We start from the raw sequence: 26,250 nt of genomic DNA, 5'->3' as shown, positions 1-26,250 counted from the left end.
GGTTAACGAGTTTTGTTAAAAGTACTTACCAATATAGGAAAAAGCGTTAAACGAGAAGAAATGAAATAAAAGGGATTGGCAGTCTTGTAACCATTAACCACGGCAATTGTAGTTGTTGCTTTATAATTTATGTATTTGGTATACCATGTTTTTTGCCTGCTCTACAATATGTTTACAGTGTAGTTGATTCGGATATGTTTCATCAAAGGCATAAAACTGTTTTGATATATTGGCGTTTTTTAGGGTCAAAATAATTTTGCTAATAATACTTTTGCCATCTTCCAGAGTCTCATTTTCGTAGGAGGCAGATAAACTGGCTTCATGTTTTTTATCAAATTCTAAATAGTTTTCGGCGCCTGAATGATGGTCAAATACCAAACCTCTTCTGTTTTCTTTATCAATAAGAAACACCAAGTGGCCTACCTCTTCAGGTATACAACCCGAAAGATTATATTGGGAGGCTATTTGCTTAATTTGGTTGGTAAATCCTTTACTTTTTTTACGTTCTCGTAGCGCCAGATATAAAATAGGCCCTATAAATATTCCTAGGAATAGAATACCTAAAACGGTTACATTATTGCTCATTATGTATGGTATTAATTAATCTTATTTTTCTAGTGATTGCTATGAAAAACAGTTAATTAATAGAAGAAATGAGATGGGAAAATAATGTTGAGAAGCTGTTGCTTCTTAGTGTGAGAATTAAAAACGGCCTTAGTACTAATATCTAAAGCCGGAATATGTAAAGAGTGATTTTGATTTACTTTTGATTGGAAAACGGTATACTTTTGTACATCTTCCTTTTGTTGATCGGAATGTGAAATATTTATTTCCTCAATAAAAGCAACGGTAAATCCTTTATTATTTAAAGGGTTTATGTGTTGGTTAGTAACCGTAGTTTCTTTAGCTGCTGCTACTGTTGCTTTACCGTCTGCTTTAGAAGTAAAAAGCAAAAACGTAAAAAGTGCTGCTATAAGACTAAAAATATGTCTGTTACTAAATTTCACATTACAATATTAAACTATTCTATAAGAGTACTTTTTAAAAAAAAGTTAAAAGATTACTAGATAATCGAGATTAAGCGCTCTTAGACTTGTCTCGAAATTAAAATGTAATGTGGGCTTGTTTTAGAGCAGTTTACCAGCCTATGTATCTTGGAGGAGTGATGTCGTTTAAATTAAGATATACAATTACTTGCCCTCTATGATGTGTCACATGATCTTGCAGTAGGTTTAGTATTTGCAGTTTTGTTTTAGATCCTGCAAAAAATTCAACCTCTGCAATTAAGTCCTCTGGGTTTGTTTTACCAATAGCGTTTCTACCATTAGTAAATGCTTTGTGAAGAATAGCTATAGTTTCTTCTTTGGAGGTAATGCTTTGGTATTTATCAATTTTTTCACCGTTAAAATATGTATTGCTTAGCCAGTTAATATTGTTAGCAATATGCAACAACTGGTCGGCAAAAGTCATTTCTCTTTCTGTAGGTTTAAAGGTGTACTTCTCTTGCGGCATTGCCTGAGCAATTTCTATCAGATAATTTTCAGAGTTGTTCCATTTTTCTTGCCAGGCAGCAATAGGGGTATTTTGAGCCATAAGTGTTGAAGTTAGCATTAAAAATAAGATAACAGGAATGTACTTTTTCATGATTGAGTTTTTACATCAAACAAAAATCCCCGAATATACTTCAGGGATTGATGCTATTTATTTTTCTATTTGTTCAAAAGTATAGCGGCTTCTTTTGCAAAATAGGTAGAAATTATGCTGGCCCCTGCACGTTTAATACACATAAGCTGTTCCATCATAATTTTGTCATGGTCTAGCCAGCCCCTTTCAGAAGCAGCTTTTACCATGGCATATTCACCAGATACCTGATATACCGCTACCGGAACATCAACCGCATCTTTTACTTCGCGTACAATATCTAAATACGCCATACCCGGTTTTACCATCACTATATCAGCACCTTCGTTAACATCGTCTATAGCCTCTTTAATTGCTTCAATACGGTTGGCATAATCCATTTGATAAGTTTTCTTGTCTTTGGGTACTTCCATACCACTTTCTTTTGGTGCAGAATCTAATGCGTCACGGAAAGGACCATAAAAAGCCGAGGCATACTTAGCACTATAGCTCATAATACCTACATTATGAAAACCTTCTTCTTCCAATACCATACGGATAGCTTCTACACGACCATCCATCATATCACTTGGAGCTACAAAATCGGCTCCTGCTTGGGCATGACTCAAACTCATTCTGGTTAAGGCATCTACCGTAGCATCATTAATAATTTGACCATCTTCAATAATACCATCATGTCCGTAAATAGAGTATGGGTCTAAGGCAACATCGGGCATTACAATCATTTCTGGTACAGCATCCTTTATGGCTTTAATGGTTTGTTGCATTAACCCATCTTTATTCCATGCTTCTTTACCGGTATTATCTTTAAGAGTATCACTTACCTTTACATAAATATTCACCGCCTTTACTCCTAAGTTCCAAAGTTCTTTTACCTCTTTTACAGTACCATCTATAGATTGCCTGTAAATGCCTGGCATAGAAGCAATTTCTGTTTTTACATTACTTCCTTCGGCAACAAACATTGGAAACATAAAATCTTGCGGACTTAAACTTGTTTCTCTTACCAGACTTCTAATAGATTCATTGGTTCTTAGTCTTCTATTTCTTCTTAATGGAAACATATTTTTTATATTTGATACAAAGTTACTAAGATTTATATCGTTGGCTATTTAATTAAGAGGTTAGTTTAGGTTAAACCCACTCTTGAGGATTTGCCAATACCTCCAATAATTTAGCTTCATCGCTTCCTTCTTCAGGGTGATGATTGTACACCCATTGTACATGTGGTGGCAGGCTCATTAAAATGCTTTCAATTCTACCATTGGTTTTTAATCCAAAAAGGGTTCCTTTATCATGTACCAAATTAAACTCTACATATCTGCCTCGTCTTATTTCCTGCCAGTTACGGTGTTCTTTAGTGTAATCGATATGTTTTCTTTTTTCAACAATAGGGGTATAGGCCTCTAAGAAACTGTTGCCTACTTCGGTTACAAAGTTATACCATTGTTGCATAGTCATGTTATCTGATGGTTTGCAATAATCAAAAAATAAACCACCTATACCACGGGCTTCGTTGCGGTGGGTATTCCAAAAATATTCATCACAGCGCTGCTTAAAGTTTGGATAAAATTCTGGATTGTGTTTATCGCATGCCGATTTACATGTAGCATGGAAATGTTGGACATCCTCTTCAAAAAGATAGTACGGAGTTAAATCTTGTCCACCGCCAAACCACTGATTAATAATGGTTCCATTCTCGTCATACATTTCAAAATATCTCCAATTTGCATGTACTGTAGGTACAAACGGATTTTTGGGATGAATCACCAAACTTAATCCGCAAGCAAAGAAATCGGCTTCGGCTACACCAAACATTTTTTGCATGGTATCGGGTAGTTTACCATGTACAGCAGAAATGTTTACACCTCCTTTTTCAAAAACAGCTCCGTTTTTAATAACTCGTGTTCTCCCACCACCACCTTCGGGTCTGTCCCATAGGTCTTCCTGAAATTTTGCAACACCATCTATGGTTTCTAACTTGTCTGTAATAGTATCTTGTAATTGCTTTATATAGGTGTAAAAATCTTTTTTCATTTAATACTTTTGCTTAAAGTTTAATTTTTATGCTATTAATTGTGGTATGTATCTAATTTGATGAATATAAAATGTTTAGATTCTTAAAAAAGGTGTTAATATCTTTTTAAAAATTTAATTTATATTACATTTGGAAAAATTTTCAAAAATCAGATAGTATTAATAGATGAAAAAATTACTAACGTTACTTATTTTACTTGCTTCTGTTTTCGCATTTGCCCAAAATTCGGTTGAACAGAAAATTCAAAATTACCTAGATGTAAATTACAGTACTTACAGACTGATATTTAACGATGTACAAGAATGGACAATTGAAAGTACAGCTACATCTAAGGCCACCAAAATTACCAATTATTATATAAAACAGCAGTATCAGGGAATTGATATTTTTAGAGCTGTTACTAATGTTTCTTATAAAGATGATGCTGTTATTAATTTAGGTAATAGATTTTTAGCTAATGTAGAAGATAAAATTAACACTACTAGTGCTGGCATAGGTGTTACAGATGGATTTGCAATAGCTTTAAATGCTACTGGTTATGATTTATTTACCACTAGTGTTATTGAGAAAAAGGATGCCAATAATTATGTGCTAAGCAACGGTAACTTAACAGATGAGCCTGTACAAGCAGAATTAGTATTTGCTAATTTGAATGATGGACAGACTCTAAAACTTGCTTGGGATTATACGTTTTTTGCACAAGATCATAATCATTATTGGAGTATTCGTGTAGATGCTGTTAGTGGTGATGTTTTACAGAAAGAAGATTGGACAATTTCTTGTAATTTCGGAGATCACTCTCATGCCTCTGTGGCCGATATGTTAAACGCGCATGCTAAAAAGAATGTATTTGATTTTGAAAAAATTGCGGCGGTAGAAACGAACTCCTATATGTTTAATCCTCCTTCGGCTACTTATAATGTTTTACCGTTTTATGTAGAAAGCCCCAATCATGGATCTAGACAATTATTAACAAATCCAGAAAATTTAACAGCTTCTCCTTATGGATGGCATGATATAAACGGTGCTGATGGTGCTGAATATACAATTACACGTGGAAATAATGTATTGGCGCAAGATGATCCTGATGGTGACAACGGTACTGGTTATTCACCAGATGCAGGATCTACGTTAGTTTTTGATTATACGTACCCTGGTACAAGTGTACAGGCATCTAATTACATAGATGCAGCGGTTACCAATTTATTTTACATGAATAATATTGTTCATGATATTACGTATCATTATGGTTTTGATGAAGCGAATGGTAATTTTCAGAAAAATAATTATGGTAATGGAGGAACTTTTTCTTTCTTAGGTGATTATGTGAATGCCGATGCGCAGGATGGAGCAGGAACAAATAATGCAAACTTCTCTACACCAACAGATGGTAATAACCCAAGAATGCAGATGTATTTATGGACTTATGGACCTTCTCCAAAATATTTAACAATTAACGCTCCTTCTTCAATTGCTGGAGAGATAGTTTCCTTAGATAATGTTTTTGATCCTGGTCATGTTGATTTGCCCGCTTCTCCTAGTGGAATTACAGCGGATTTAGTTTTATTTGATGATGGTGTAGGTTCAGATACTTCCGACGCTTGTACTGCTGCTGTTAATGCTACTGAGCTTAATGGTAATATTGCAGTTATTAGAAGAGGAGATTGTACATTTATAAGCAAGGTACTTGCTGCACAAAATGCTGGTGCTATTGGGGTTATTATGGTTAATAATGTTTCGTATGCTGAAGATGGAGAAAATGATTATGCAAATATGTCTGGTGCAGATGCGAGTGTTACTATACCAGCTATTTTTGTTTCTAAGGTAGACGGTGAAGCTATTATTGCAGCAATGTCAAATGGGAGTGTTACGGTAAATGGAACTTTATCTGAACCAGCAGAAGTATTTATTGAGTCTGATGGTGATTTTGACAACTTAGTAATTGCTCATGAATACGGACATGGTGTTTCTACTCGTTTGACTGGCGGATTTGGGAACTCTTCTTGTTTATATAATGAAGAACAAATGGGAGAAGGATGGTCTGATTGGTTAGGGTATATGCTTCAAATTGAAACTGGAGATACAGGAACAGATTATAGAGGTGTGTCTACTTTCTTAGCAGGTCAAGAAACTGACGGTGTAGGTATTAGAGAGTATCCTTATTCAACCGACTTTACTGTAGATCCGCTTACATTTGGTGATACTAACAATTATACATATACATATGATGGTGTTACTTATGTAGATGTGCATAGTGTTGGTACTGTTTGGGCTTCTATGTTATGGGATTTAACTTGGGCTTATATTGAAAAGTATGGATTTGATTCAGATATATATAATGGTACTGGCGGTAATAATAAAGTTTTCCAATTGGTACTTGATGCTATGAAGTTACAACCATGTAGCCCTGGATTTGTGGATGGTAGAGATGCTATTATTGCTGCAGATTTGGCAACAACTGGTGGTGAAGACTACTGCTTAATTTGGGAGGTATTTGCTAACAGGGGGTTAGGTGTTAATGCAAGTTCTGGTTCTACAGATAGTATTACTGACCAAACGGAAGATTTTACAGAGCCTGCTGCGGGATCTAACTGTACATTTCTTAAAACGGAAAGTTTTGATTTAGGTAGTAACGTAAGTATTTATCCAAATCCTTCTACGGGAGTATTTAATATTGAAATTGCTGATTTTACGGGTGATGTAGAGGTTACAGTTTTCGATACGAATGGTAGAATTGTTTATGAGGATATTAAAACGAACTTTAGTGCACAAACCCAAATTAATTTGAGTAACGTAGATAAAGGGATGTACATTATTCAATTAAAAGCAGACGGTGTACAGTACGTAAACAAATTGATGAAAAACTAATTTTTTAATAGCGAATTAATATATAAAAAGAGCGTTCTGAAAAACGCTCTTTTTGTTTTTATATGAAAAACCTTATGTTTATAAATATGATTTAACCTGACTTATTTTTTGAATTAAGCCAAAAGAGAATATGTGATTTTTATCTTGAGCATATTCATATATAGCGATTATGGTTTGCGCTAGGTTTTGTTGTTGTATATCTTTTTTAATTTGAAGAATCTTAAAAAGTACATCTGCTAAGAGCACATAGTTTTCAAAGGATAAATCTTTTTTTTGTAATATATCTAATAGTATTTCTTTGTTAATGGTTTCAATATTGGTTACGGATACCCCTAATAAGTCCTCTAGTATACTATCTACTTGTGCATTAGAATCATCAGGTATAAATTCTAACTGAAGAATTTTACCTAAGGCTTCTGTAATACGTCTTTGATGTTCGTCTTTAAAACCTTTGGTTAACATAGTGAATTATAATTTATAAGTAAGCATCAAGCCGCCTTCATAAGGTAGCCAGTCTCCACTAATATCAAAATGTCTGCCCCAGTCTTGGGCCTCATCTCTATCATATTGTTCCCCTGTGCTTAATAAGAATCCTCTGTAGTAGCTACCTATAAATCCACCTCCTATGAAAACTTCAAGTCCCCATTTATCATTTAGTTTGTGGTTATATCCTATAGATATGCCCCCAAGGTATGCATACCCTACCTGATATTTATCGGTATCCCAGTAGTTATATTTTTGCATTTTAAAGTTGGCGCCACCAACATTTAAACCTCCAAAAAAACCTTCATCTATCGCTTTAAGATGATATCTGAACTCAGTTATTAAGAAGAAAAACTTTTGAGGACCTCCATTTACAGATTCCCAAAAAGAAGCAGTTGCACTCGTTTGAAAAGACCAATTACCACCAATACTAGTTTCTACGGCTATATTGGGTATTAGAACGGCTGCGAGCGGTAAATTACCCTTAATATAGGTTTGAGCTTTTACATTGGTAGCTTGGAAAAGGCAAATAAAAAGTAAAAGGGTCGTAAGTAACGTTTTGGTTTTTTTCATCTTTTTAGTTGTTATGTGGGTGATATTCTTTAACAGCATCAACAAAAGCTTTGGCATGGTCTACCGGAATATTTGGTAGAATACCATGACCTAAATTTACAACATAATTGTTTACCCCAAAATCATCAATCATGCTATGAACCATTTTTTTTATGGTTGGAATTGGAGATAAAAGTCTTGATGGATCAAAGTTTCCTTGTAAGGTAATATTACCACCAGTTAGGTAACGTGCATTTTTAGCAGAGCATGTCCAGTCTACTCCCAATGCAGAAGCCTTACTCTTAGACATCTCATTTAATGCAAACCAACAACCCTTACCAAAAACAATTACTTTGGTATATGGAGCAAGTGCTTCTACTATTTGATTCATGTAATACCAAGAGAATTCTTGATAATCTTGCGGAGATAACATACCTCCCCAGCTATCAAAAACCTGTACAGCATTAACCCCTGCTTTTACTTTTTCTTTAAGATAGGCGATAGTAGTATCGGTTATCTTTTGTAATAGTTTATGTGCTGCTTCGGGTTGAGAGAAACAGAAGCCTTTGGCGATATCAAAATTTTTAGAACCTTGTCCTTGTACTGCATAGCATAAGATGGTCCATGGAGAACCAGCAAAACCAATTAAAGGCACTCTGTTGTCTAGCATTTGTTTGGTAAGTTTAATAGCTTCCATAACATAGCCTAGCTCCTCATGAATATCTGGTACAACAACCTGATCTACATCTTTCATAGAACGAATAGGATTTGGTAACCAAGGTCCCACACCTGGTTTCATCTCTACTTCTATATTCATGGCTTGTGGTACTACCAAAATATCCGAAAATAAAATAGCCGCATCTGTTTGTACAATGTCTATAGGTTGCACGGTTATTTCTGCAGCAAGTTCTGGTGTTCTGCAACGTGTAAAGAAATCATACTTTTCTTTTAATGCCATAAACTCTGGTAAATATCTACCTGCTTGTCTCATCATCCAAACTGGTGGACGACTTACTTTTTCATTAGTAAGAGCCTTTAAAAAAAGATCGTTCTGTATCATTGTATCTTTATAGTTCCGTATTAAAAATATATTCTTCTCGTCTCGAGATTAGATGTTTCTATTTGTCTTGAAGTGTTTAACCACTTGTACAATTACATTTTCAATAGTAGGTTGTGTAGCTGTAATTATATTGTTGGTATAAGGTCTTACAGTGTCTTCTGTTGTTTTACCAATACAAAACGCCATGGCATTTTGTAGTTTATTGCTAAAGAAAAAGCTTTCTGCTTGTGATGGACTAAAAAATAAAACGGCATCAAATTTTCCGGGAATATCTTGTGGTGCAAAAAAAGTTTTGTACGCCACTATTTCCTCTAAAGGAATATTGTTTTTCTTCAACATTCTTGGCATTTCTTTTCTCCTAATATTCCCACAGAAATAGCTAAAACGCTCTTCAGGTAGGTGCTCAATTATATAGGATCCTAATTCTTTAGAGTTAGGAAAGCTCTTTATCACGTTTAAGTTTTTAGAGGCTAGTAAAGAAGCGGTTTTACTCCCTACACAATAGAAATTAGCGTTGCTAAGAGTTTGTATTAAATGATTGTGCTCTAAACTTAAAACCCCGTTTTTGCTGGTAATAATTATATGGTCATATTTAGGAGGCTCTACAACATCTATAAAGGCTATTTTAATAAAATCTGTATGCACCAAAGCAAAACCTTTATTTAGCAAAAGTTCTTGCTGAGAAGAGGTTAATTTTTTTGCAGAAAGGATTCTAATGGTATCCATTACGAGTTTTTATCACAGATTTTTGAAATATTATCATTTAAACCAAACACTACCAGAATGTCATTTTTCTCAATAACGGTATCCGCAGAAGGAATCCCAATAACTTCCATAATACTGGTTGTGTTACCAATTATATTGGTTTTTTCCTTTTTTCTAAGAATGGTAATGATGTTTAATTTATATTTTGCTCTAATATTTAAATCAACAATAGATTTGCCAACAAATGCTGGAGGCGTTTTAATTTCTGAAATAGAATACTTAGCATCAATCTTAAAGTTATCTACAATATTTTTAAGGTTGATTTTATTAGTAAGTTTTTCAGCAGCCTCCTGCTCAGGGTGCACAATAGATACAATTCCCATGGCTTGCAGTACCGTGTCGTGAATAGGAGATAACGAACGGCTAATTACCTTCGCATTCGACATTTTTTTAATAATAGCGGTGGTAATAATAGCTGCCCCCTCATTTTCTCCAATAGCTACTACTGCCATGTCTGCCTGTTTCATAGGTAATGCCTGATATCCTAATTCATTGGTGGAATCCATACATACACTATGGGCAATTTTATCTTTCATCATGTCTGCCTTGGTAAGATCTTTATCTACACCTATCACTTCATTACCTGTTTCTGTTAAACTTAGGGCTAACGACATTCCAAAATTTCCGAGTCCAAAAATGATAATCTTCATTTTTCTTAGTTTATTAAAATGTTTTCCTGAGGATATTTATAAAACTTCTGTTTTACTTGTTTAAGCATTCCTATCATTAAGTTAAGCATACCAATACGGCCAATAAACATAACGGCTATAATAACATATTTACTTGGCGGACTTAATGTAGGTGTTACATTTAAGCTTAAACCAACCGTACTATAGGCCGAAAAGCACTCAAAAGCAATAGCTAGTAAATCTTTGTCTGGTTCAAAAAATAGAAGTAATAAAATGGCTACTCCTATAACTATTAAAGATATACAAATAATCGCAAATGCTTTATTAGTGGTACTGCTTGATATTTCTCTGGTATTTATTTCGATTCGTTTTTTACCTTTTGCTGTAGCTAAAATGTTTAAAGTAGCAATGGCAAAAGTACTAGTTTTAATACCACCACCCGTAGATGCAGGAGAAGCTCCAATCCACATTAATAAAATTACAAATAGTAAAGATGGTGTGGCAACCTGAGTATAATCTACCGTATTAAAACCGGCAGTTCTTGGGGTTACAGATGAAAACATAGCTGTGGTAATTTTACCGAAAGCAGTGGCGTGTTCTTTTAATGTATGTTGGCCTTCTGCAAAAAAGAAGAATACAAAACCTACAACCAATAATATAGAAGTGGTAATAAATATAATTTTAGAGTTTAAGGTAAATACCCTAACCGGAAAATGTTTTCTTCTTTTAATAAAGAAGTTTACAAATATGGCCTTAAAGTATGAAAAGGTATTAAATACAATGTTGTATCCCAATCCTCCAAAAATAATAAGCACCATAATAATCCATTGTAGTGAATAATTGAATCGTAATGATTCTGCATATAAACTAGCGGAAGAAGTGGAAAAACCGGCATTACAAAAAGCCGATACCGAATGGAACAATGAGAAGAATATTTTATCATTAATCTCAGCATTGTCTATAATAGTATAATAGATAGAAAAAGCACCTATTAACTCTAACGATAGTGTAAATAATACAATGCTTACAGCTACTTTAAAAACATCTTGTAAATGCTCCGAAGCGGTAAAATCTTTTACATACATACCTTCTCTAAAAGATGAGGTTTCCTTAAAGAAGAAAGCAAAGAAAGAAGTAAAGGTTAAGATACCTAACCCACCAATTTGTATAAGTACTAATATTACAATTTGCCCTAGTTGTGTAAAATCTTTTGCGGTATCCATAACAGCTAAACCAGTTACGCAGATAGCGCTTGTTGAGGTAAACAATGCATCTGTGAAGTTAATACCGTGGGTAGATACTTTTGGGAGCATTAGAAAAAATGCGCCTATAAGTGAAAAAATACCAAAACTACCTACAAACAGAATAGCAGGGTTGAAGTATATTTTATAAATATATTTTATTAAAAATGTTAGTCTTAGCAGTAAGTAAAAGAATAAGCCGACTTCAAAAATAACCTTGGTTCGTAAGGTTAATGAGAAGATAGAGGCGTCTTTGTGATAAACAATATACGTAATGGCAGTTAAGATAGTAACGGCTATAATAGCCATGTTAACGGCAACCGTACGTCTGGAACTTTTATCTTTATATTGAAAAAACTTTACAATATTAAAGGTTAGTAGCAGTGCGCTGAGTGTAAAGAAGCCAACTAATTTATAAGGTCTATACCCTTCGTTAATGTTAAACCCGAAGTCGAATATTAGGAAGAATAAGATAAAAACATCTATAAACCTATATATATTTTGAAGCGTCTTCTTATTCATTAGTTGATTTTGGCTTAAGTACTTCTCGTATTTTTTTCATTAGTTCAGAACCACCATTATTCAATACGTTAGTAGCACAAATATTACCAAAGTTACTAAAGGATTCTTTAGCGATACTATTTTCTACAATTAATTTTTGTTTACCATCTAGGCTAAATAGCCCACCTTTAAAGTTAATAACGTTGTTTTCTATAGTAGCTAACGCTCCTATTGGAGCGGTACACCCACCTTCTAAAGTTCTTAAAAAGTCACGTTCAACATGTGTACATATATCGGTATCTTCGTCGTTTAACTTTGCAAGAATGTTTTTTGTATAAGTGTCGTTTTCCATGGCAACCACCAACATAGCCCCTTGTGCGGGTGCTGGTATCATCCAATCTAATACGGTATGGTTTTCAGGGGTAAGCTCAATACGTTCCAATCCGGCTTTGGCAAAAATAGCTCCGTCCCAAGAGTTGTCTTCCAGTTTTTGTAAACGTGTATTAACATTTCCTCTTAGATCTTCTACTTGATGCTGCGGGTATTTATGTAGCCATTGGGCTTTTCTTCGTAAACTTCCGGTAGCAATGGTTCCGTTACCTTCAAAAAAAGCAGTATTTCCTTTATGAACTAAGATGTCTTCTGAAGGAGCACGTTTTAAAACAGCCGCTTTTACAATACCTTTAGGTAATAGTGTAGGTACATCTTTCATGCTATGTACCGCAATATCTGCTTTACCGGCTAACATGGCAACATCTAAGGTTTTGGTAAAAATACCGGTGATGCCAAGTTCGTATAAGGGTTTATCTAAAATAATATCTCCTGTAGATTTTACAGGAACTAATTCTGCTTTATACCCAAGGCTTTCTATTTTACTTTTTACAGTGTTTGCTTGCCATAGTGCCAATTCACTATCACGTGTACCAATTCGGATTGTTTTCATTAAAAATCTTTTTCCAGCTGAAACACTTGCTGAATTAATTCAATACTAACATCTGTTGTACCTCCCGAATCTTTTAAGTGGTTGGCAAAATGTGTAGTAATTTTTTGAATAATTCGGTTACTTAAAATCTCTGCTTGCTGCTCGTTAAAATCAACTATTTTTTTGCGTTGATAATCAATCTCGGCATCTTTTAAAGACTTAAGTTTTTTGTTTAGTGCTTTAATGGTTGGTGCAAATTTACGAGTTTCTAACCAATCTATAAATTCCTTTTTAATTTGTTCAATAATGGCTTCTGCCTGAGGAATGTATTGTCTTCTGTTTTCTAGCGTTTCATTGGTTAATTGCGACAGAAGATCTAGCGGAACTAAGGTTACATTATCCAATTCAGCAACGTCTTCAGCAACGTTGGCAGGTATAGATAAATCTAAAATCAATAATTTTTTATTTGGGAAAATAAGCTCTTTAGAAATAGTAGGGTTCTGAGCCCCAGTAGCCACAATAAGAATGTCTGCCTTTCTAATTTCAGAAGGTAAATCGGCGTAATCTTTAACGGTAAGATCAAACTTACCTGCAATTTTTTGTGCCTTATCTTTAGTTCTGTTAATTAAGGTAATCTTATTGTTTTTAGTATGTTTAATTAAGTTTTCGCAAGTATTTCTTCCAATTTTTCCGGTACCAAATAACAGAATATTTTTTTCGGAAACATTAGACACGTTGCGCAATATATACTGAACCGAGGCAAAAGATACAGAAGTAGCTCCTGAAGATATTTCGGTTTCGGTTTTAATTTTTTTACTGGCTTGAATTACCGAGTTGGTAAGACGCTCTAAAAACGGATTGGCTAAGCCATTTTCTTTAGCAGATACAAAACTTTGTTTAATCTGACTAATAATCTCAAAATCGCCTAAGATTTGGCTGTCTAAACCAGTGCCTACTTTGAACAAATGCGCAATGGCGTCGTGGTTTTTATGAACATAAGCCACTTTGCCAAACTCTTCTACGGTACCATGCGAATGCTCGCATAATAATTTAATAAGTTGAAATGGGTGTTGGGCAAAACCATATAATTCAGTACGGTTACAAGTAGAGGTAACCAACAGGGCATCTATACCTTCATTTTTAGCTTGAAGTAATAGATTTGATTTAGCTATATCTGATAAACTAAAAAGACCACGCGTTTTAGCGTCGGCTTTTTTGTAACTTAGACCAATAGCGTAAAATGTACTATTTTTAGAAATATTATATCGTTCCATTTGCTCAAAAGGAAATACGAAAACAAAAGTAGGCTTGTTGAAAATAAAAAAGTAACGCTAGAAGTACTTTTTTTATCGCTTAAGGAGAATGCATGTTACGAATGCCTTGAAACCCGTATAAAGTTATATATTAGCAGTGTTTGAAAGGTTTTGCACAACTCTAGTTTAGATTTGTTCTAAATAAAAATAAAATTAGATGATGGAAGAAATATCAATTAAAAATAACGCTCAAGGTACTTCAGAAGAAATTAGAATTGAGAATGGTTTCATTGTTTTAAAACATCAAAATGATACCTCTGAAACGGTATTGGTGACAAAGGATATTGACTGTAGTTTTATTCAGTTTCACTTTAGTTTGAAGGGCACCTCTAAATTTAACTTTAATGAGGGCGCATATAGTTTAAATGTAGGCGAGGAGAGTGCTTTGCTTTTGTACAATCCGAAACGAAATTTACCTATTAATTTAGAGATAGGAGCTAATTCGTGGTTGGTATCTATTTTAATTTCTATTCAGAAATTTCACTCGCTGTTTTCTACCGAGGCCGGTTATATCGACTTTTTAAGTACCGAAAATAAAGATAAGAAGTATTATAACGATTCTAAAATTACGCCAGGGATGGCGGTGGTATTGCATCAGTTATTAAATACTACCTTAAATAAATATATTCAGACTTTATATACGAAGGGTAAAGCGTATGAATTGTTGAGCTTGTATTTTAATAAGGAGGATGCCGATATAGAGCAATGCCCATTTTTAATTGACGAGGAGAATATTTTAAAAATAAGAAAAGCCAAAGACATTATCATAGCCAACATGGCCGAACCACCCGGACTGCAAGAGCTTGCCAATGAGGTAGGGTTGAATGTAAAGAAATTAAAGGTTGGGTTTAAACAATTATACGGCGATCCTGTTTACACCTTTTTATTTGATTACAAAATGGAGTTTGCTCGTAAGATGCTGGAAAGCGGGGAGCATAATGTAAACGAAATTAGTTTACGGGTAGGGTATAGTACTCCTAGTCATTTTATCTCGGCGTTTAAGAAAAAATATGGTACCACCCCAAAGCAATACGTAATCGCCTTACGATAGAAAAGAGGTATCTTAATAAAAATTCTTTATTCGTTCTCGGTCTTCAAATTCTATTTCCTCAAGTATATTTTTTATCAATTTTTCTTCTGAAGTGTATGTGTTAATGAGTTTACTTGTGTAGTCTATAAACTCCAGTGAAGGGTTTTCACTCTCAGGGATGTATAGAGCTTTTAACTTTTTGTTTTCGGTACCTGAGCTATATTTATAAATTACTTTATAGATGTATACCATAAATTTTCCTGATTTATTCGTAATACATTGTTTTGTGACTTGCTCATAACTTTTAATTTCAACATTAGAACTGAGGTTTCTAAATAGATATCCTATGTTTAGAGAATCTTGCTGAAAGTATTCTCTAGGAAATAAATTCAAAAGCTCGTACTCGTCCATTAATTCATATAATATTTGTCTGGTTTTTTCACTTTTAGCATAGCTAATAAAGTAATTAGAGTTAACAGGTTCACCTAGTTTTTTATTAATTAGCTGGTACACTATTTTAAAGTATGTATTGTCCGACTGTTCAATTTTCTTAAAAAAATCACTTATTTTTTGTTGCTTTTTATAAGGATATAGAAGCGTAATATAACTTGGTAAAAGTGATTCTTTGTAAGATGAATAGGATTTGTATCCATTAAACCCTTTGTAGTCCTTTTTTAATTCAATATTAGCTTCGTTTAAAAATTGTCCTATCAAGTGTTTGTACATTTTCGATTTTATTTTTTTCTGAAGAACCAATTGAGACAATAATTTTGAAACGGGTAATTTATAATTTTCTACTAGCGCGTAATCTAACAATTCTGGGAATAATTCTTTGCTAAGTGAAAGTGAGTCTGAAATGGTAGCTATAAAATTTTCTTTTATAATTGTTTTTACCGGGAAGTCGGCCTCTAACAACGCTAAAATATCTTTTACAGTTTCTTCATTTTCTTTTTCAGCAAGCGTATTTAATATGTATCCCTGAATATAAGAATCGTGATAAGAATCTATGTATAGCTTTTTAAGAAACGGTTTTACTCTTTTATCATTAGATGTAGCAATAGATCGTATAAACATATGCTTAATAGCTTCCTGTTTTTTAGAAAAATTAAAGTTGGAAACATAATAGAACAAAGAGTCGAGATGTTTATCTGAAAACACTATTTGATTATATATTTCTGTTACTATGGTGTCATTAGCTCTAAGTTTTTCAAAAAACAGAGGTGTTTTATCTTCAAACGGACTTTTTCCTTCCAGTGAATCAAATGGTGTGAAATTATTGTAGAATTCCGTTACATATTTAGTAGGTGTATTTAGGGTGTCGGTAACCGTACTAAGTATATAAATATTCCCTTGTTTATAGACACGTTTTATGTAAATAGCTCTACTACTAAGTGTATCTGTGAGCGTTCGTTCTTCGGTGTAATAATCTGTTCCCTCTTGAGTTCTTACAGGTAAATTTTCTTGTATAAACGTACGGTATTTTGGTAAGCTAAATTCGGTATCCCAAAGACTGTTTATGTTGTTGTACATCTGATAATCAGGAAGTCGAATTCTTTTTACTTCTATAGCTTCGTTACTATCATTTCTATAATTGTTTTTTAATATATAGCCTTCGTAATCATGGTCTCTTTTTTTATTGAAGTACCCATTGTTATAATTACTTTTTTTATAATTGGGTGGTAATTTAATAGTAGTGAGGGTTGTAAAGCATAGCCCAGTATCTTTTACTTTTTCATATGCCTTTTGGTAGGAGGGTTCCTTAGTTTTAAAGGAGTTGAAAAACGTATTGGCATCATCAACAGAGCTGTTAAAAGCAGCCATTAGGTAATAATTGTCTTTGTTTAAAGTAGTAGCCACATATAACTTAGCGTTTGTAGTTGAATCTATAATGCCAGATGAGGTAAGCATTGGGTGATTGTTTTGTAGTGCTACATCATTATAAGAAGGAGTTGAATTAAGCGCTTCATAAAACCTTCTTTGCAAATGTTTTAATTCAAAATAATCTTCTTCAATATAGTCGTAATCATGTAGTGAAATATTTTCTACTATATAATAAGCTCCTGTTGCTTGGTCATATGCCTGAAGTAATTTTTGACCTGTGTGATTCGGGTTATAGAATGCATAATCATCTGGCATCAGCACTTCAAAACTTTCATTGTAATCGGTGATTGTTTCCCATGTATTATGAGGTGTTTTAAAAGTAACTGAATTAAAAATTTCATTACTATAATTGAGTACGAAATCTTTCTTTCCACTCATTTTTAGAATAAAAATTTCAGTAGGGGTTTCATACAGATGAAAACGCTGATAATCGCCATTTTTTAATTTGCTAATAATCTCTAATCCCATATAGGGTTTAGTATCTAGTTCTTTTTTAGAAATAATAACTCCGGGTATAGCTTCAAAAAATAAGTCTTGAAGTTTCGCCAGCGTAATACTATCGGTACTCGGGATATAATTAAACTTACTATGTCTTAAAAGACTAATGTAAGAACCGTTTGTTAAATCTGGTGAAGCATAATATATGCCATTAGTACTTTGTCCGAAGTTATATAATTTAGTAGGTAATTTTAAGGTTATAATACTGTCTTCAGAAGCGGTTTCTTGTAATTGTATGGGTACAAAAGTATCTTCGAACTTAGCTTTTATGTTAGTTCCTATTTTAGATTTTTCAGAGGTTATAGGAGTTAAGGTGTATCCAGCATCTCTTAGTAGTTGAATAACGCCATCTTCACCGGCAAGGTGTGCTGCGCCAATACCCGTAAAGGTAGAGCCTTTTTGTATGGTGCTTATAATACCCTTTGCCATTACCTTATTACGTTCATACAGCATGTACTTAAGATAGTTGAACTCGTAGAGGGCTTTTTGTAAAGAATCAATTAAATAAATGTTGCGCTCTCTGTAAGCATTTTCAATAAGCTCACCGTAGTTCTCATTATTTTTTTCCATTCGGGTTTTTAACCACTCATCGGGGATCTTTTTAATATCGTCTTCATTAATAAGATTCATTAAAGAATCCGATTCTTTTAAATCTTCAAGCGGTACAAATTGTTTATTACCTTTTTTACAAGCCTGATAAATAAACATGTCCAGATATGTTTCGTCCTGAAAATTTTGTGCAAAAACATTGGTTCGGTAAAGTATGTTGTTAATCATACTGTTGTCTATACCCAGTGTAGTAGCAACTTGTGTTAACTTAGGGAGCTCAATAACAACGCTTTTATAAGTAGTTCCTCTGTCGTAATTGTTAAAATCTATTGATAAGGGGCTGTCTTTATAATAATCTAGCCATAAATTTGGATCGCTTTCCAGTGCTACATATTCGGCCTGATCTAAAGCTTTAAAAAATACATCATCTAATCTAAAAGCAATTTTATTGCTTACGTGCATAGTACCGTATAAATAGGATGGTTGTTTTAAATTGTTACCTGTAATTTTCCAAAGCAGGCTATTGTTAGAAGTAGTTTGTGCAAAGCAAAAACCAATGCTGAAAAACAGGACAAAGAAAAATTTAAAACGCATTATATACAGGTTAGATATGTAAAAATAGAATTAAATACTAATTTTGAAAAAAAATAACACATGAAAGGCGTATTATTTGTGAATCTTGGTTCTCCGGACAGTACTGATCCTAAGGATGTAAGGAAGTATTTAGATCAGTTTTTAATGGATGAGCGCGTAATTGACAAACCTTATTTGTTAAGAGCGTTTATTGTTAAAGGAATTATTTTAAATACCCGTCCAAAAAAATCAGCTGCTGCGTATAAAAAAATATGGTGGGAAGAAGGGTCACCCTTAATCGTATTGTCGGAACGATTACAGGAGAAGGTACAGGAAAAGGTATCGGTTCCGGTGGCATTGGCAATGCGATATGGAAATCCGTCTATAGAGAGTGGACTACAAGAGTTAGCAGATAAGGGAGTTGATGAGGTATTATTAGTGCCATTATATCCTCAGTTTGCCATGGCTACTACCGAAACTATTTTGGTGTTAGCAGAAGAAATTAGAAAGAAGAAGTTTCCTAAAATGTCTTTTACAGAGGTGCCTGCCTTTTATAATCATGCAGATTATGTACGTGTGTTATCGCAGTCAATTGCAGATGAACTGAAGGGTAAAAAATGGGATTACTTATTATTCTCATACCATGGAGTTCCAGAACGCCATATCAGAAAATCAGATGTTACAAAGTCTCATTGTCAGTTAGATGGTCAATGCTGTAAAACGCCTTCACCGGCACACCAGTTCTGTTACCGTCATCAGTGTTATGAAACAACCCGTCAGGTAATAGAAACTCTAGGATTAAAAGAAGGAACTTATAGTACTTCGTTTCAAAGTAGATTAGGTAGAGATCCTTGGTTACAACCATATACCGACAAAACTATTGAAGACTTAGCGCATAAGGGGGTTAAAAATCTGGCTATTGTTACTCCTGCCTTCGTATCTGATTGTTTAGAAACTTTGGAGGAAATAGGAATGGAAGGTAAAGAAGAATTTATAGAGGCTGGAGGTGAAAACTTTTATGCTATACCATGTTTAAATGATCGTGAGGACTGGGTTAATGTTTTAGCACGTTGGGTAGATCAATGGGCTGTGACAGAAACTACTGCATAAACATATAAAAATGGAAGAGTTTTACAACTATATAAAGTCACTACACTTAATATTTGTAGTTACCTGGTTTGCGGGTTTGTTTTATATTCCGCGTCTTTTTATATACTATATAGAGGCCAATGACAAAGCTGAGCCAGACAGAACTATTCTGTGTGATCAGTTACGACTAATGACTAAACGTTTGTGGATTATTATTACCTGGCCATCGGCGGTATTGGCAACGTTGTTTGCTATTGTTTTATTAATTGTAAGACCTTTCTATCTGCATCAACCCTGGATGCATGTAAAGCTACTGTTTGTTGTAGGTCTAATAATATATCATATAAAAACACACTTTATATTTAAACAACTACAGCAGGGGATTGTAAAATATACCTCTAATTATATGCGTATTTATAATGAGATAGCCACTATTATGCTATTTGCTGTGGTGTTTCTAGTGATTTTAAAAAGCGCTGTAAGCTGGGTGTTTGGTGTAGTTGGTTTATTAGGACTGGCTATTTTCTTAATGCTGGGTATAAAGTTGTATAAGCGTATACGTGCAAAAAATCCGGAGGCATAGTATCTTAATCATCAAAATTTATAGGCTGTCTGTGTAATGTAAGTAGTAGTGCATTTTAATTTTTAAGACCAGATAATTTCCTATCTTTAAACGGCAAAACTAAAAGTAGGTGCTTAAAAAAATATCTTTACGCTCACGTATTTTTGTAGCCATGATTACCTTGGTGGTAATAGCCTGTTTGTTAATAGCCATTGTTACTATTTATCAGTATCGAGAGCAAGCCAAAGATTACCACGAATCACGCTTACAAACAAAGGAAGAGCAGATTATGCTTAGCATAGATTATGTGCTAAAAGGAACCACCTACGAAGTAACTACCAATAATCTTCAGTACATTTTTAGAGATGCTATCTATGAGATAGCCGATATACAGAACGTAAATTTTAATATTTACGATTTAGACGGAAAAATTATCAAAAGCTCGCGCCCGCAATTAGTGTACAACGGTTTGGCAAGGCAGTTGAAAGATGATGTACTTAACAAATTGTACAACAGTCCTAATAAACGCTATGTAGCCTATCAACATGCGGCAGGTAACAGTTACCAGTCGTTATACGTATATATTACAGACACACGATTTAAACCTATAGGAATTCTTAACATACCCTATTTTGAAGATGATACCTTAACTAATAGAGAGTTAGAGGAGTTTCTATACCGTTTGGTAATTGTATACGTGTTTATGATTATAATAGCGGTATTTCTTGCGTATTTTGTGTCTACCTACATTACAAAATCTTTAAAAACGATCTCCGATAAATTACACGAAACTCAATTAAGCAAGGGCGACCAAAAAATTCACATTAAAGAACCTAATGATGAGTTACGTTATTTAATTGAAGCGTATAATGGAATGATTGATAAGTTGGAAGAAAGTGCCGTTAAACTTGCAAAGAGTGAGCGAGAACAGGCATGGAGAGAAATGGCAAAACAAGTAGCCCATGAAATTAAAAACCCGTTAACGCCTATGCGTTTAACGGTACAGGTTTTTCAACGTTATTTTGACGCTGAAGATCCGGAGGTACATAACAAGGTAAAAGAGTTTTCAGAAACGCTTATCCAGCAGATAGATACCATGAGTAGTATTGCATCTGCCTTCTCTAGTTTTGCCAATATGCCTGCACAGCAAAATGAAACTTTAAATGTAGTAGGTGTGGTAAAATTAGCCTTGGATATTTTTAAGGAGAAAACCATTATTTACCGTCCGCAACAAGAAGAACTTATAGCCAAATTAGATAGAACCCAGTTGGTACGTATTATTACCAATTTGGTTAAAAATGCATTACAGGCAATACCCGAAGATAAAGAACCCCGAATTTTAGTAACCGTATTTGAAGATGGAGAGCATATTAAAATTCAGGTTGCTGATAACGGAATAGGTATTTCGGAAGCGAATAAAGAAAAAATTTTTGAACCTAAATTTACCACCAAAACCAGCGGTATGGGACTTGGTTTAGGCATGGTAAAAAATATTGTAGAAACCTATAAGGGATCTATTACGTTTACTTCTAAATTACATATGGGTACGGTTTTTACCGTTAGTTTTCCTAAACAAAAAGAACTTTAAGTATTATGAGCTACAACAACATTATCACAACTAAAGAGAACAGTCTGGGAATGATTACTATTAACAGACCTACTAAATTAAATGCCTTAAATAATGAAACTATTTTAGAGTTACATACGGCATTCACAGATTTTGAAGAAGACCCCGAAGTACGTGTTATTATGATAACAGGTAACGGGGAAAAAGCATTTGTTGCTGGTGCCGATATTGCCGAATTTGCTTCGTATTCTAAAGAAGAGGGAGAAGCCTTGGCAGCAAAAGGACACCGTATTTTGTTTGATTTTGTAGAAGGTTTAAAAACGCCTGTAATTGCTGCTGTAAATGGTTTTGCATTAGGAGGTGGTTTAGAGCTGGCTATGGCTTGCCATATGCGAGTAGCTAGTGATAGTGCCCGTATGGGATTACCAGAAGTTTCTTTAGGGGTAATACCTGGGTATGGAGGTACGCAAAGATTACCAAATTTGGTAGGTAAAGGGCGTGCTATGGAGATGATCATGACCGGTGGCATGATTGGTACCGAGCAAGCATTGATGTGGGGATTAATTAATCATATGGTAGCACAGGAAGAGTTATTACCTTTCTGTAAAAAAATTGCTGAACGTATTGCTAAGAATTCTCCGGTAGCTATTGGTAAAGCTTTAGAGGTTATAAACGCTGGTTTTAAATATGGTGTAGATGGGTATAAAGCCGAAATTGAAGGCTTTGGATATTGTTTTGGTACCGAAGATTTTAAAGAAGGAACTACAGCCTTCCTAGAAAAAAGAAAGGCTGATTTTCCGGGGAAATAATAGGTTTCGATGTGTATTAACAGAGCATCTGGTTTTATAAAAGGGAATGTGTTTATATGCCTTTACAATAAGTATGAAAGATGGAGGTTTTGGATTTTAAGCGCTTCTATAAAAACAATAAATGGTATGCTTATAGAGAATAATTATACGGATAAGTGTAAAAAGTTTATTAAGATAATTTTATAGTTTTTAACGTTTTTAAAATTGCATTTAAGTAATATTTATTAAAACTTTGGTTTCCCGAAACCAAAGTTTTTTTATGTCAGATGCTTACCTAAAAGGGCGAGGCGCCCAAAAGAATGTGCATAACCGATTTCAGGAAGGGGAACACATCCCCGATCTAGAATTTTTGGAGTATTGCCATGTTGAGGGAGAGGAGCCTGCAAAAAACAAAACGAGGTATGTGCCGGTTTTTCCAAAAACTATTGTAAACAAAGTAAATAGCCCCGATGTGGGCATGTCGCATTCTATGAATCCGTATCAGGGGTGCGAGCATGGCTGTGTATATTGCTATGCCCGTAATTCTCACGAGTATTGGGGGTATAGTGCCGGACTCGATTTTGAGCGAACTATTCTTATTAAGAAGAATGCTCCCGAATTACTGGAAGCCAAACTGAAAAGTAAAAATTGGAAAGCACAAACCATTGTACTTTCAGGGAATACAGATTGCTACCAACCTGCGGAAAAAAAGTTTGAGCTTACCCGTAAATGTTTAGAAGTATTTTTAAAATACAAGCATCCGGTGGGTATTATTACTAAAAATGCCATGATTCTTAGAGATCTCGATATTTTAAAGGAGTTAGCGTCGGCTCAGTTAGTGGGGGTAAATATATCGGTTACCTCATTATCTGAAGATACACGAAGACTCCTAGAACCTAGGACTACGACCATTAAAAAGCGGTTGGAAACCATTACGCAATTGACAGAGAATGGAATTCCTGTAAATGCCATGTTGGCTCCTATTATTCCTGGGATTAATAGCCATGAGATATTACCCATGGCAAAAGCGGTGTCCAACGCTGGAGCTTTAGCTATAGGCTACACCGTAGTGCGCTTAAATGGTGCCATTGCCGACATATTTACCGATTGGTTAGAAAAGGCATTACCTGATAGAGCAGACAAGGTACTGAACCAAATTAAAGAATGTCATGGAGGTAGTTTAGGCGATAGTAGGTTTGGAGATCGAATGCGAGGTGAAGGTGTTTTTGCGTTACAGATTAAAAGACAAATAGCATTAGCAAGAGCTAAACACTTTAAAAATAAGGTATTTCCAAAGTTAGCTGTAGAGAAATATCAGAAGAATATAGATAACCAGTTACGTCTTTTTTAAAAAGATAATTTTGTAAGTAAAGTAGGTAATCTTTTAGTTACTACTTTAGCCAAAGTGAATTTGATAGTCTATGTTATATATCAAAAACTTATTAGTATCGAGTGGTACAAAAATCTCAGGAAATCAACACTTTAGCAATAAGTGCTTTTATACATCGTGTTTTTAAATAAAATGACGTAGAGCTTAAAAATAATAATTATATTAACCATATATAAGAATCAAATAATCAATTATAATTTAAAAGTATGAAAAAACCACTAGGATTATCGGATAACGAAATTTCTATTGCAGATGCTCAAGAGCGTATTGGCAGATACGCTAACAATATGGAAGCCATAGTAAGGATGTTTAATGATAAGTACAAAGACCGGCCACTACCAACCAATTTTGTAAAAGCTTTTTGGATTCCGAAAAAAGACATTGATGGGTTATATAAGCTTATGGATGAATTACAAGAATTAAAAAGTGATAAAGAAATTAATGGTTTTCGTGTGTATTTAGGAATGGATCCTGATAATAAAATGACACTTACCATTAATACTACTGAAGTAGCTAAAGATGCTGAAAAAAAGGAGTATAACAAAGATGTAATTATTTCAGGTTTGTTAGAAACAAAAGAAGGGTCGGTTGGTATAGATAAAACAACTACAGGGATTTACGACTTTATAGAACCGTGTCCAGATGATTGTGACCTTACCAGTATACTTATGGAGCCTTATGATGTAGAAGGGTGTAAAAAGTAAAATATTTTAAAGATTGTGGTTTAAAAAGAACGACCACAATCTTTTATTTTTCTAATTTAGCAATACCCAACCTTATTGCTAAATGATTAAAGATATTCTGAAGTATTCATGCTATACTTTTATTGTAATTAATACGTTGTTATTTACCTATTCATATCTTCGAAATAGAACAAAACCTCTGTTGTATTTTTTCTGTTATGTTTTTAGTATGGCAGTTGTACAGTTGGTTATGAGGGTCTTAAAGGAGAATCATATGGAGAATATTTATGTTTCTCATGCGTACTTTATACTTCAATTTGTGTTTGTTTCTTTATTGTTTAAAGAGCTAATTCCGAATTTAAGGTTTAGGATGCTCTCAAAGTATCTTCTAATAGGGATTCCAATTATCGTAAGCATCTTATTTGTATTTGATCCAAAGGCATTTTGGAATTTTTATATACCTGAAATTATAATGTGTTCTATCCCGCTTATTGGATATATAATATATTATTTATTCATTTCATTAGAAGTTAAAAAAAGTGTTTGGATCTTAGTAAGTATTGGATTGTTTGTGTATTTAATAAGCAGCCTTCTTGTATATGTAGGTGGAAATTATTTAATAAATAATGATACAGAAAGTGGTTATATAGGTCAATTATGGCTGGTAAATAATTTTATCTATCTGGGATATCAGGTATTAATTACTGTAGAATGGTATAAGAATTTTAGAAGAAAAGAAGTTGTTCTGTAATTTGTGCTAAAATAGGTACTATATGATTTAGTGAAGTATATTTGTGTGTTTTTAACACGTAAACGCGTAACTGATAACCCCAACCCATTTTGTTAGTATGGAACACTTTATTTTCGATTTAGAGTATGCAGCTATGGGGTTAAATACGTTGCTTTATACTTTTTTTACAAAAAAAAGTGCCAATTCGCCAAGCTTAAGACGGTTTAGATGGTATATGTGGTGTATTGTAGTAGTGCAAATAATAGCAACGTATTATGCAAAACATAATTGGATTAATTTACATTTAACACACTACTATTTTAATCTACAGTTTATTACGGTTTCTTTATTGTACCGTCACCTGTTTCGTAAAAAGATAGTTAAACAAGTAATTACGTATCTAATTTATCTAATTCCTGCCTTTTTAACCATTCGGTATCTAACAGATAAAGATATTTATAAGAACATTTATAATGTAGAGGTGTTTCTGTGCTCGGTACCATTAATAGCCTATGCAGTTATGTATTTATACAGGTCGATAGAAATAATGAATAAAAAGTGGATTTATTTCTCAGCGGGTATTATGCTGTATTTGTTAAGTAGTAGTATTGTTTTTTCGGGTTACGATATACTTATGAAAGAGTATTTTTTTAAGGGAAAAGAATATTATAGTTTCTGGTTTTTAAATAGCATAGTATATCTGTTGTATCAGCTTCTGGTGATTTTAGAATGGATAGAAAATTTCAGAGGAGTTAACTGGCATTTTAGGAAATAAGAGATTGTATACAATGAGTTATATTTATTCTAAAATAGTATTACATAATATGAACGCAACTCATATTATTTATGTAATTTAACCATTTATAAGTATTGCATCTTACAATAAGCTATTAAAAA

At 33.8% G+C, this 26,250-nt stretch carries 24 protein-coding genes; 10 read left to right on the top strand and 14 right to left on the bottom strand.

Going from position 1 to position 26,250, the window contains the following annotated elements; translation table 11 throughout:
- Positions 1-120: 120 nt before the first annotated feature.
- The 5 genes from NBRC110019_RS11125 to hemF form a co-directional block, all read right to left on the bottom strand.
- Positions 121-585 (bottom strand): hypothetical protein, encoded by a 465-nt coding sequence (locus NBRC110019_RS11125; protein ID WP_281754865.1) that lies wholly within the window; start codon positions 583-585, stop codon positions 121-123.
- 56 nt (positions 586-641) lie between these two features.
- Positions 642-1,007, bottom strand: a complete 366-nt coding sequence (locus NBRC110019_RS11120; protein ID WP_281754863.1) for a hypothetical protein — start codon at positions 1,005-1,007, stop codon at positions 642-644.
- A gap of 130 nt (positions 1,008-1,137) precedes the next feature.
- Entirely contained in the window at positions 1,138-1,644 is a 507-nt protein-coding gene (locus tag NBRC110019_RS11115) for a DinB family protein (protein WP_281754861.1), read from the bottom strand.
- A gap of 65 nt (positions 1,645-1,709) precedes the next feature.
- A complete protein-coding gene (gene hemB, locus NBRC110019_RS11110) occupies positions 1,710-2,705 on the bottom strand; it encodes a porphobilinogen synthase (protein WP_281754859.1) in 996 nt (331 codons plus the stop codon).
- A 70-nt stretch (positions 2,706-2,775) separates the two neighbouring features.
- On the bottom strand, positions 2,776-3,678 hold the full coding sequence (hemF, locus tag NBRC110019_RS11105) for an oxygen-dependent coproporphyrinogen oxidase (RefSeq protein ID WP_281754857.1): 903 nt from the start codon (positions 3,676-3,678) through the stop codon (positions 2,776-2,778).
- 166 nt (positions 3,679-3,844) lie between these two features.
- Here hemF and NBRC110019_RS11100 point away from each other — a divergent pair, with 166 nt between their 5' ends.
- Positions 3,845-6,547 (top strand): T9SS-dependent M36 family metallopeptidase, encoded by a 2,703-nt coding sequence (locus NBRC110019_RS11100; RefSeq protein ID WP_281754854.1) that lies wholly within the window; start codon positions 3,845-3,847, stop codon positions 6,545-6,547.
- A 78-nt stretch (positions 6,548-6,625) separates the two neighbouring features.
- Here the strand turns inward: NBRC110019_RS11100 and NBRC110019_RS11095 are convergent, their stop codons facing one another.
- The 8 genes from NBRC110019_RS11095 to hemA are packed head-to-tail and all read right to left on the bottom strand — an operon-like array spanning position 6,626 to position 13,974.
- Positions 6,626-7,009, bottom strand: coding sequence for a hypothetical protein (locus tag NBRC110019_RS11095; protein WP_281754852.1), 384 nt, complete (start codon positions 7,007-7,009; stop codon positions 6,626-6,628).
- A 6-nt stretch (positions 7,010-7,015) separates the two neighbouring features.
- Positions 7,016-7,603 (bottom strand): DUF3575 domain-containing protein, encoded by a 588-nt coding sequence (locus NBRC110019_RS11090; protein WP_281754851.1) that lies wholly within the window; start codon positions 7,601-7,603, stop codon positions 7,016-7,018.
- 4 nt (positions 7,604-7,607) lie between these two features.
- Positions 7,608-8,642 (bottom strand): uroporphyrinogen decarboxylase, encoded by a 1,035-nt coding sequence (hemE, locus tag NBRC110019_RS11085; RefSeq protein WP_281754848.1) that lies wholly within the window; start codon positions 8,640-8,642, stop codon positions 7,608-7,610.
- Positions 8,643-8,690: 48 nt separating this feature from the next.
- Positions 8,691-9,368, bottom strand: a complete 678-nt coding sequence (locus NBRC110019_RS11080; RefSeq protein WP_281754845.1) for a uroporphyrinogen-III synthase — start codon at positions 9,366-9,368, stop codon at positions 8,691-8,693.
- The gene (locus tag NBRC110019_RS11075; protein WP_281754843.1) at positions 9,368-10,057 is read right to left on the bottom strand and encodes a potassium channel family protein; all 690 of its coding nucleotides are present in this window, start codon (positions 10,055-10,057) and stop codon (positions 9,368-9,370) included. Before NBRC110019_RS11075 ends, NBRC110019_RS11080 begins: the two co-directional genes overlap by 1 nt.
- A gap of 5 nt (positions 10,058-10,062) precedes the next feature.
- Complete coding sequence (locus tag NBRC110019_RS11070; RefSeq protein WP_281754841.1) at positions 10,063-11,799, bottom strand: TrkH family potassium uptake protein; 1,737 nt, start codon at positions 11,797-11,799, stop codon at positions 10,063-10,065.
- A complete protein-coding gene (gene hemC, locus NBRC110019_RS11065; RefSeq protein WP_281754839.1) occupies positions 11,792-12,721 on the bottom strand; it encodes a hydroxymethylbilane synthase in 930 nt (309 codons plus the stop codon). Before hemC ends, NBRC110019_RS11070 begins: the two co-directional genes overlap by 8 nt.
- Positions 12,721-13,974, bottom strand: a complete 1,254-nt coding sequence (gene hemA / locus NBRC110019_RS11060) for a glutamyl-tRNA reductase (protein ID WP_281754837.1) — start codon at positions 13,972-13,974, stop codon at positions 12,721-12,723. Before hemA ends, hemC begins: the two co-directional genes overlap by 1 nt.
- A gap of 199 nt (positions 13,975-14,173) precedes the next feature.
- Here hemA and NBRC110019_RS11055 point away from each other — a divergent pair, with 199 nt between their 5' ends.
- Positions 14,174-15,064 carry an AraC family transcriptional regulator gene (locus NBRC110019_RS11055; RefSeq protein ID WP_281754900.1) on the top strand — a complete coding sequence of 297 codons (891 nt, stop codon included), beginning with the start codon at positions 14,174-14,176 and terminating at the stop codon, positions 15,062-15,064.
- Between the two features lie 12 nt (positions 15,065-15,076).
- Here NBRC110019_RS11055 and NBRC110019_RS11050 read toward each other — a convergent pair whose 3' ends face one another.
- Positions 15,077-18,565, bottom strand: a complete 3,489-nt coding sequence (locus tag NBRC110019_RS11050) for a TraB/GumN family protein (RefSeq protein ID WP_281754835.1) — start codon at positions 18,563-18,565, stop codon at positions 15,077-15,079.
- A 60-nt stretch (positions 18,566-18,625) separates the two neighbouring features.
- Between NBRC110019_RS11050 and hemH the strand changes: the two genes are divergently transcribed.
- The 8 genes from hemH to NBRC110019_RS11010 all read left to right on the top strand — a co-directional run bounded on the left by hemH (position 18,626) and on the right by NBRC110019_RS11010 (position 26,128).
- Positions 18,626-19,654: a ferrochelatase gene (gene hemH / locus NBRC110019_RS11045; protein ID WP_281754833.1), complete on the top strand. Its 1,029-nt coding sequence runs from the start codon at positions 18,626-18,628 to the stop codon at positions 19,652-19,654.
- A 10-nt stretch (positions 19,655-19,664) separates the two neighbouring features.
- On the top strand, positions 19,665-20,216 hold the full coding sequence (locus tag NBRC110019_RS11040; RefSeq protein ID WP_281754830.1) for a CopD family protein: 552 nt from the start codon (positions 19,665-19,667) through the stop codon (positions 20,214-20,216).
- A gap of 151 nt (positions 20,217-20,367) precedes the next feature.
- Entirely contained in the window at positions 20,368-21,783 is a 1,416-nt protein-coding gene (locus NBRC110019_RS11035; RefSeq protein ID WP_281754899.1) for a sensor histidine kinase, read from the top strand.
- 5 nt (positions 21,784-21,788) lie between these two features.
- Entirely contained in the window at positions 21,789-22,571 is a 783-nt protein-coding gene (locus NBRC110019_RS11030) for an enoyl-CoA hydratase/isomerase family protein (RefSeq protein ID WP_281754828.1), read from the top strand.
- Between the two features lie 259 nt (positions 22,572-22,830).
- Entirely contained in the window at positions 22,831-23,901 is a 1,071-nt protein-coding gene (locus tag NBRC110019_RS11025) for a PA0069 family radical SAM protein (RefSeq protein WP_281754825.1), read from the top strand.
- A gap of 245 nt (positions 23,902-24,146) precedes the next feature.
- Entirely contained in the window at positions 24,147-24,644 is a 498-nt protein-coding gene (locus NBRC110019_RS11020) for a hypothetical protein (protein WP_281754824.1), read from the top strand.
- A gap of 208 nt (positions 24,645-24,852) precedes the next feature.
- Positions 24,853-25,374, top strand: a complete 522-nt coding sequence (locus tag NBRC110019_RS11015; protein ID WP_281754822.1) for a hypothetical protein — start codon at positions 24,853-24,855, stop codon at positions 25,372-25,374.
- A 97-nt stretch (positions 25,375-25,471) separates the two neighbouring features.
- Positions 25,472-26,128: a hypothetical protein gene (locus NBRC110019_RS11010; protein WP_281754821.1), complete on the top strand. Its 657-nt coding sequence runs from the start codon at positions 25,472-25,474 to the stop codon at positions 26,126-26,128.
- Positions 26,129-26,250 lie beyond the last annotated feature (122 nt).

It is taken from the genome of Neptunitalea chrysea, from assembly GCF_027924145.1.
GTDB lineage: Bacteria > Bacteroidota > Bacteroidia > Flavobacteriales > Flavobacteriaceae > Neptunitalea > Neptunitalea chrysea.
The sequence above is the reverse complement of the archived record's forward strand: the minus strand, read 5'-3'. Positions and strand labels throughout refer to the sequence as shown.

What these genes read in the sequence shown, in the direction of transcription:
- NBRC110019_RS11125 (WP_281754865.1), bottom strand. Translation starts at nt 585, where the DNA reads ATGAGCAATAATGTAACCGTTTTAGGTATTCTATTCCTAGGAATATTT.
- NBRC110019_RS11115 (WP_281754861.1), bottom strand. Translation starts at nt 1,644, where the DNA reads ATGAAAAAGTACATTCCTGTTATCTTATTTTTAATGCTAACTTCAACA.
- hemB (WP_281754859.1), bottom strand. Translation starts at nt 2,705, where the DNA reads ATGTTTCCATTAAGAAGAAATAGAAGACTAAGAACCAATGAATCTATT.
- hemF (WP_281754857.1), bottom strand. Translation starts at nt 3,678, where the DNA reads ATGAAAAAAGATTTTTACACCTATATAAAGCAATTACAAGATACTATT.
- NBRC110019_RS11100 (WP_281754854.1), top strand. Translation starts at nt 3,845, where the DNA reads ATGAAAAAATTACTAACGTTACTTATTTTACTTGCTTCTGTTTTCGCA.
- NBRC110019_RS11095 (WP_281754852.1), bottom strand. Translation starts at nt 7,009, where the DNA reads ATGTTAACCAAAGGTTTTAAAGACGAACATCAAAGACGTATTACAGAA.
- NBRC110019_RS11090 (WP_281754851.1), bottom strand. Translation starts at nt 7,603, where the DNA reads ATGAAAAAAACCAAAACGTTACTTACGACCCTTTTACTTTTTATTTGC.
- hemE (WP_281754848.1), bottom strand. Translation starts at nt 8,642, where the DNA reads ATGATACAGAACGATCTTTTTTTAAAGGCTCTTACTAATGAAAAAGTA.
- NBRC110019_RS11080 (WP_281754845.1), bottom strand. Translation starts at nt 9,368, where the DNA reads ATGGATACCATTAGAATCCTTTCTGCAAAAAAATTAACCTCTTCTCAG.
- NBRC110019_RS11075 (WP_281754843.1), bottom strand. Translation starts at nt 10,057, where the DNA reads ATGAAGATTATCATTTTTGGACTCGGAAATTTTGGAATGTCGTTAGCC.
- NBRC110019_RS11070 (WP_281754841.1), bottom strand. Translation starts at nt 11,799, where the DNA reads ATGAATAAGAAGACGCTTCAAAATATATATAGGTTTATAGATGTTTTT.
- hemC (WP_281754839.1), bottom strand. Translation starts at nt 12,721, where the DNA reads ATGAAAACAATCCGAATTGGTACACGTGATAGTGAATTGGCACTATGG.
- hemA (WP_281754837.1), bottom strand. Translation starts at nt 13,974, where the DNA reads ATGGAACGATATAATATTTCTAAAAATAGTACATTTTACGCTATTGGT.
- NBRC110019_RS11055 (WP_281754900.1), top strand. Translation starts at nt 14,174, where the DNA reads ATGGAAGAAATATCAATTAAAAATAACGCTCAAGGTACTTCAGAAGAA.
- NBRC110019_RS11050 (WP_281754835.1), bottom strand. Translation starts at nt 18,565, where the DNA reads ATGCGTTTTAAATTTTTCTTTGTCCTGTTTTTCAGCATTGGTTTTTGC.
- hemH (WP_281754833.1), top strand. Translation starts at nt 18,626, where the DNA reads ATGAAAGGCGTATTATTTGTGAATCTTGGTTCTCCGGACAGTACTGAT.
- NBRC110019_RS11040 (WP_281754830.1), top strand. Translation starts at nt 19,665, where the DNA reads ATGGAAGAGTTTTACAACTATATAAAGTCACTACACTTAATATTTGTA.
- NBRC110019_RS11035 (WP_281754899.1), top strand. Translation starts at nt 20,368, where the DNA reads ATGATTACCTTGGTGGTAATAGCCTGTTTGTTAATAGCCATTGTTACT.
- NBRC110019_RS11030 (WP_281754828.1), top strand. Translation starts at nt 21,789, where the DNA reads ATGAGCTACAACAACATTATCACAACTAAAGAGAACAGTCTGGGAATG.
- NBRC110019_RS11025 (WP_281754825.1), top strand. Translation starts at nt 22,831, where the DNA reads ATGTCAGATGCTTACCTAAAAGGGCGAGGCGCCCAAAAGAATGTGCAT.
- NBRC110019_RS11020 (WP_281754824.1), top strand. Translation starts at nt 24,147, where the DNA reads ATGAAAAAACCACTAGGATTATCGGATAACGAAATTTCTATTGCAGAT.
- NBRC110019_RS11015 (WP_281754822.1), top strand. Translation starts at nt 24,853, where the DNA reads ATGGCAGTTGTACAGTTGGTTATGAGGGTCTTAAAGGAGAATCATATG.
- NBRC110019_RS11010 (WP_281754821.1), top strand. Translation starts at nt 25,472, where the DNA reads ATGGAACACTTTATTTTCGATTTAGAGTATGCAGCTATGGGGTTAAAT.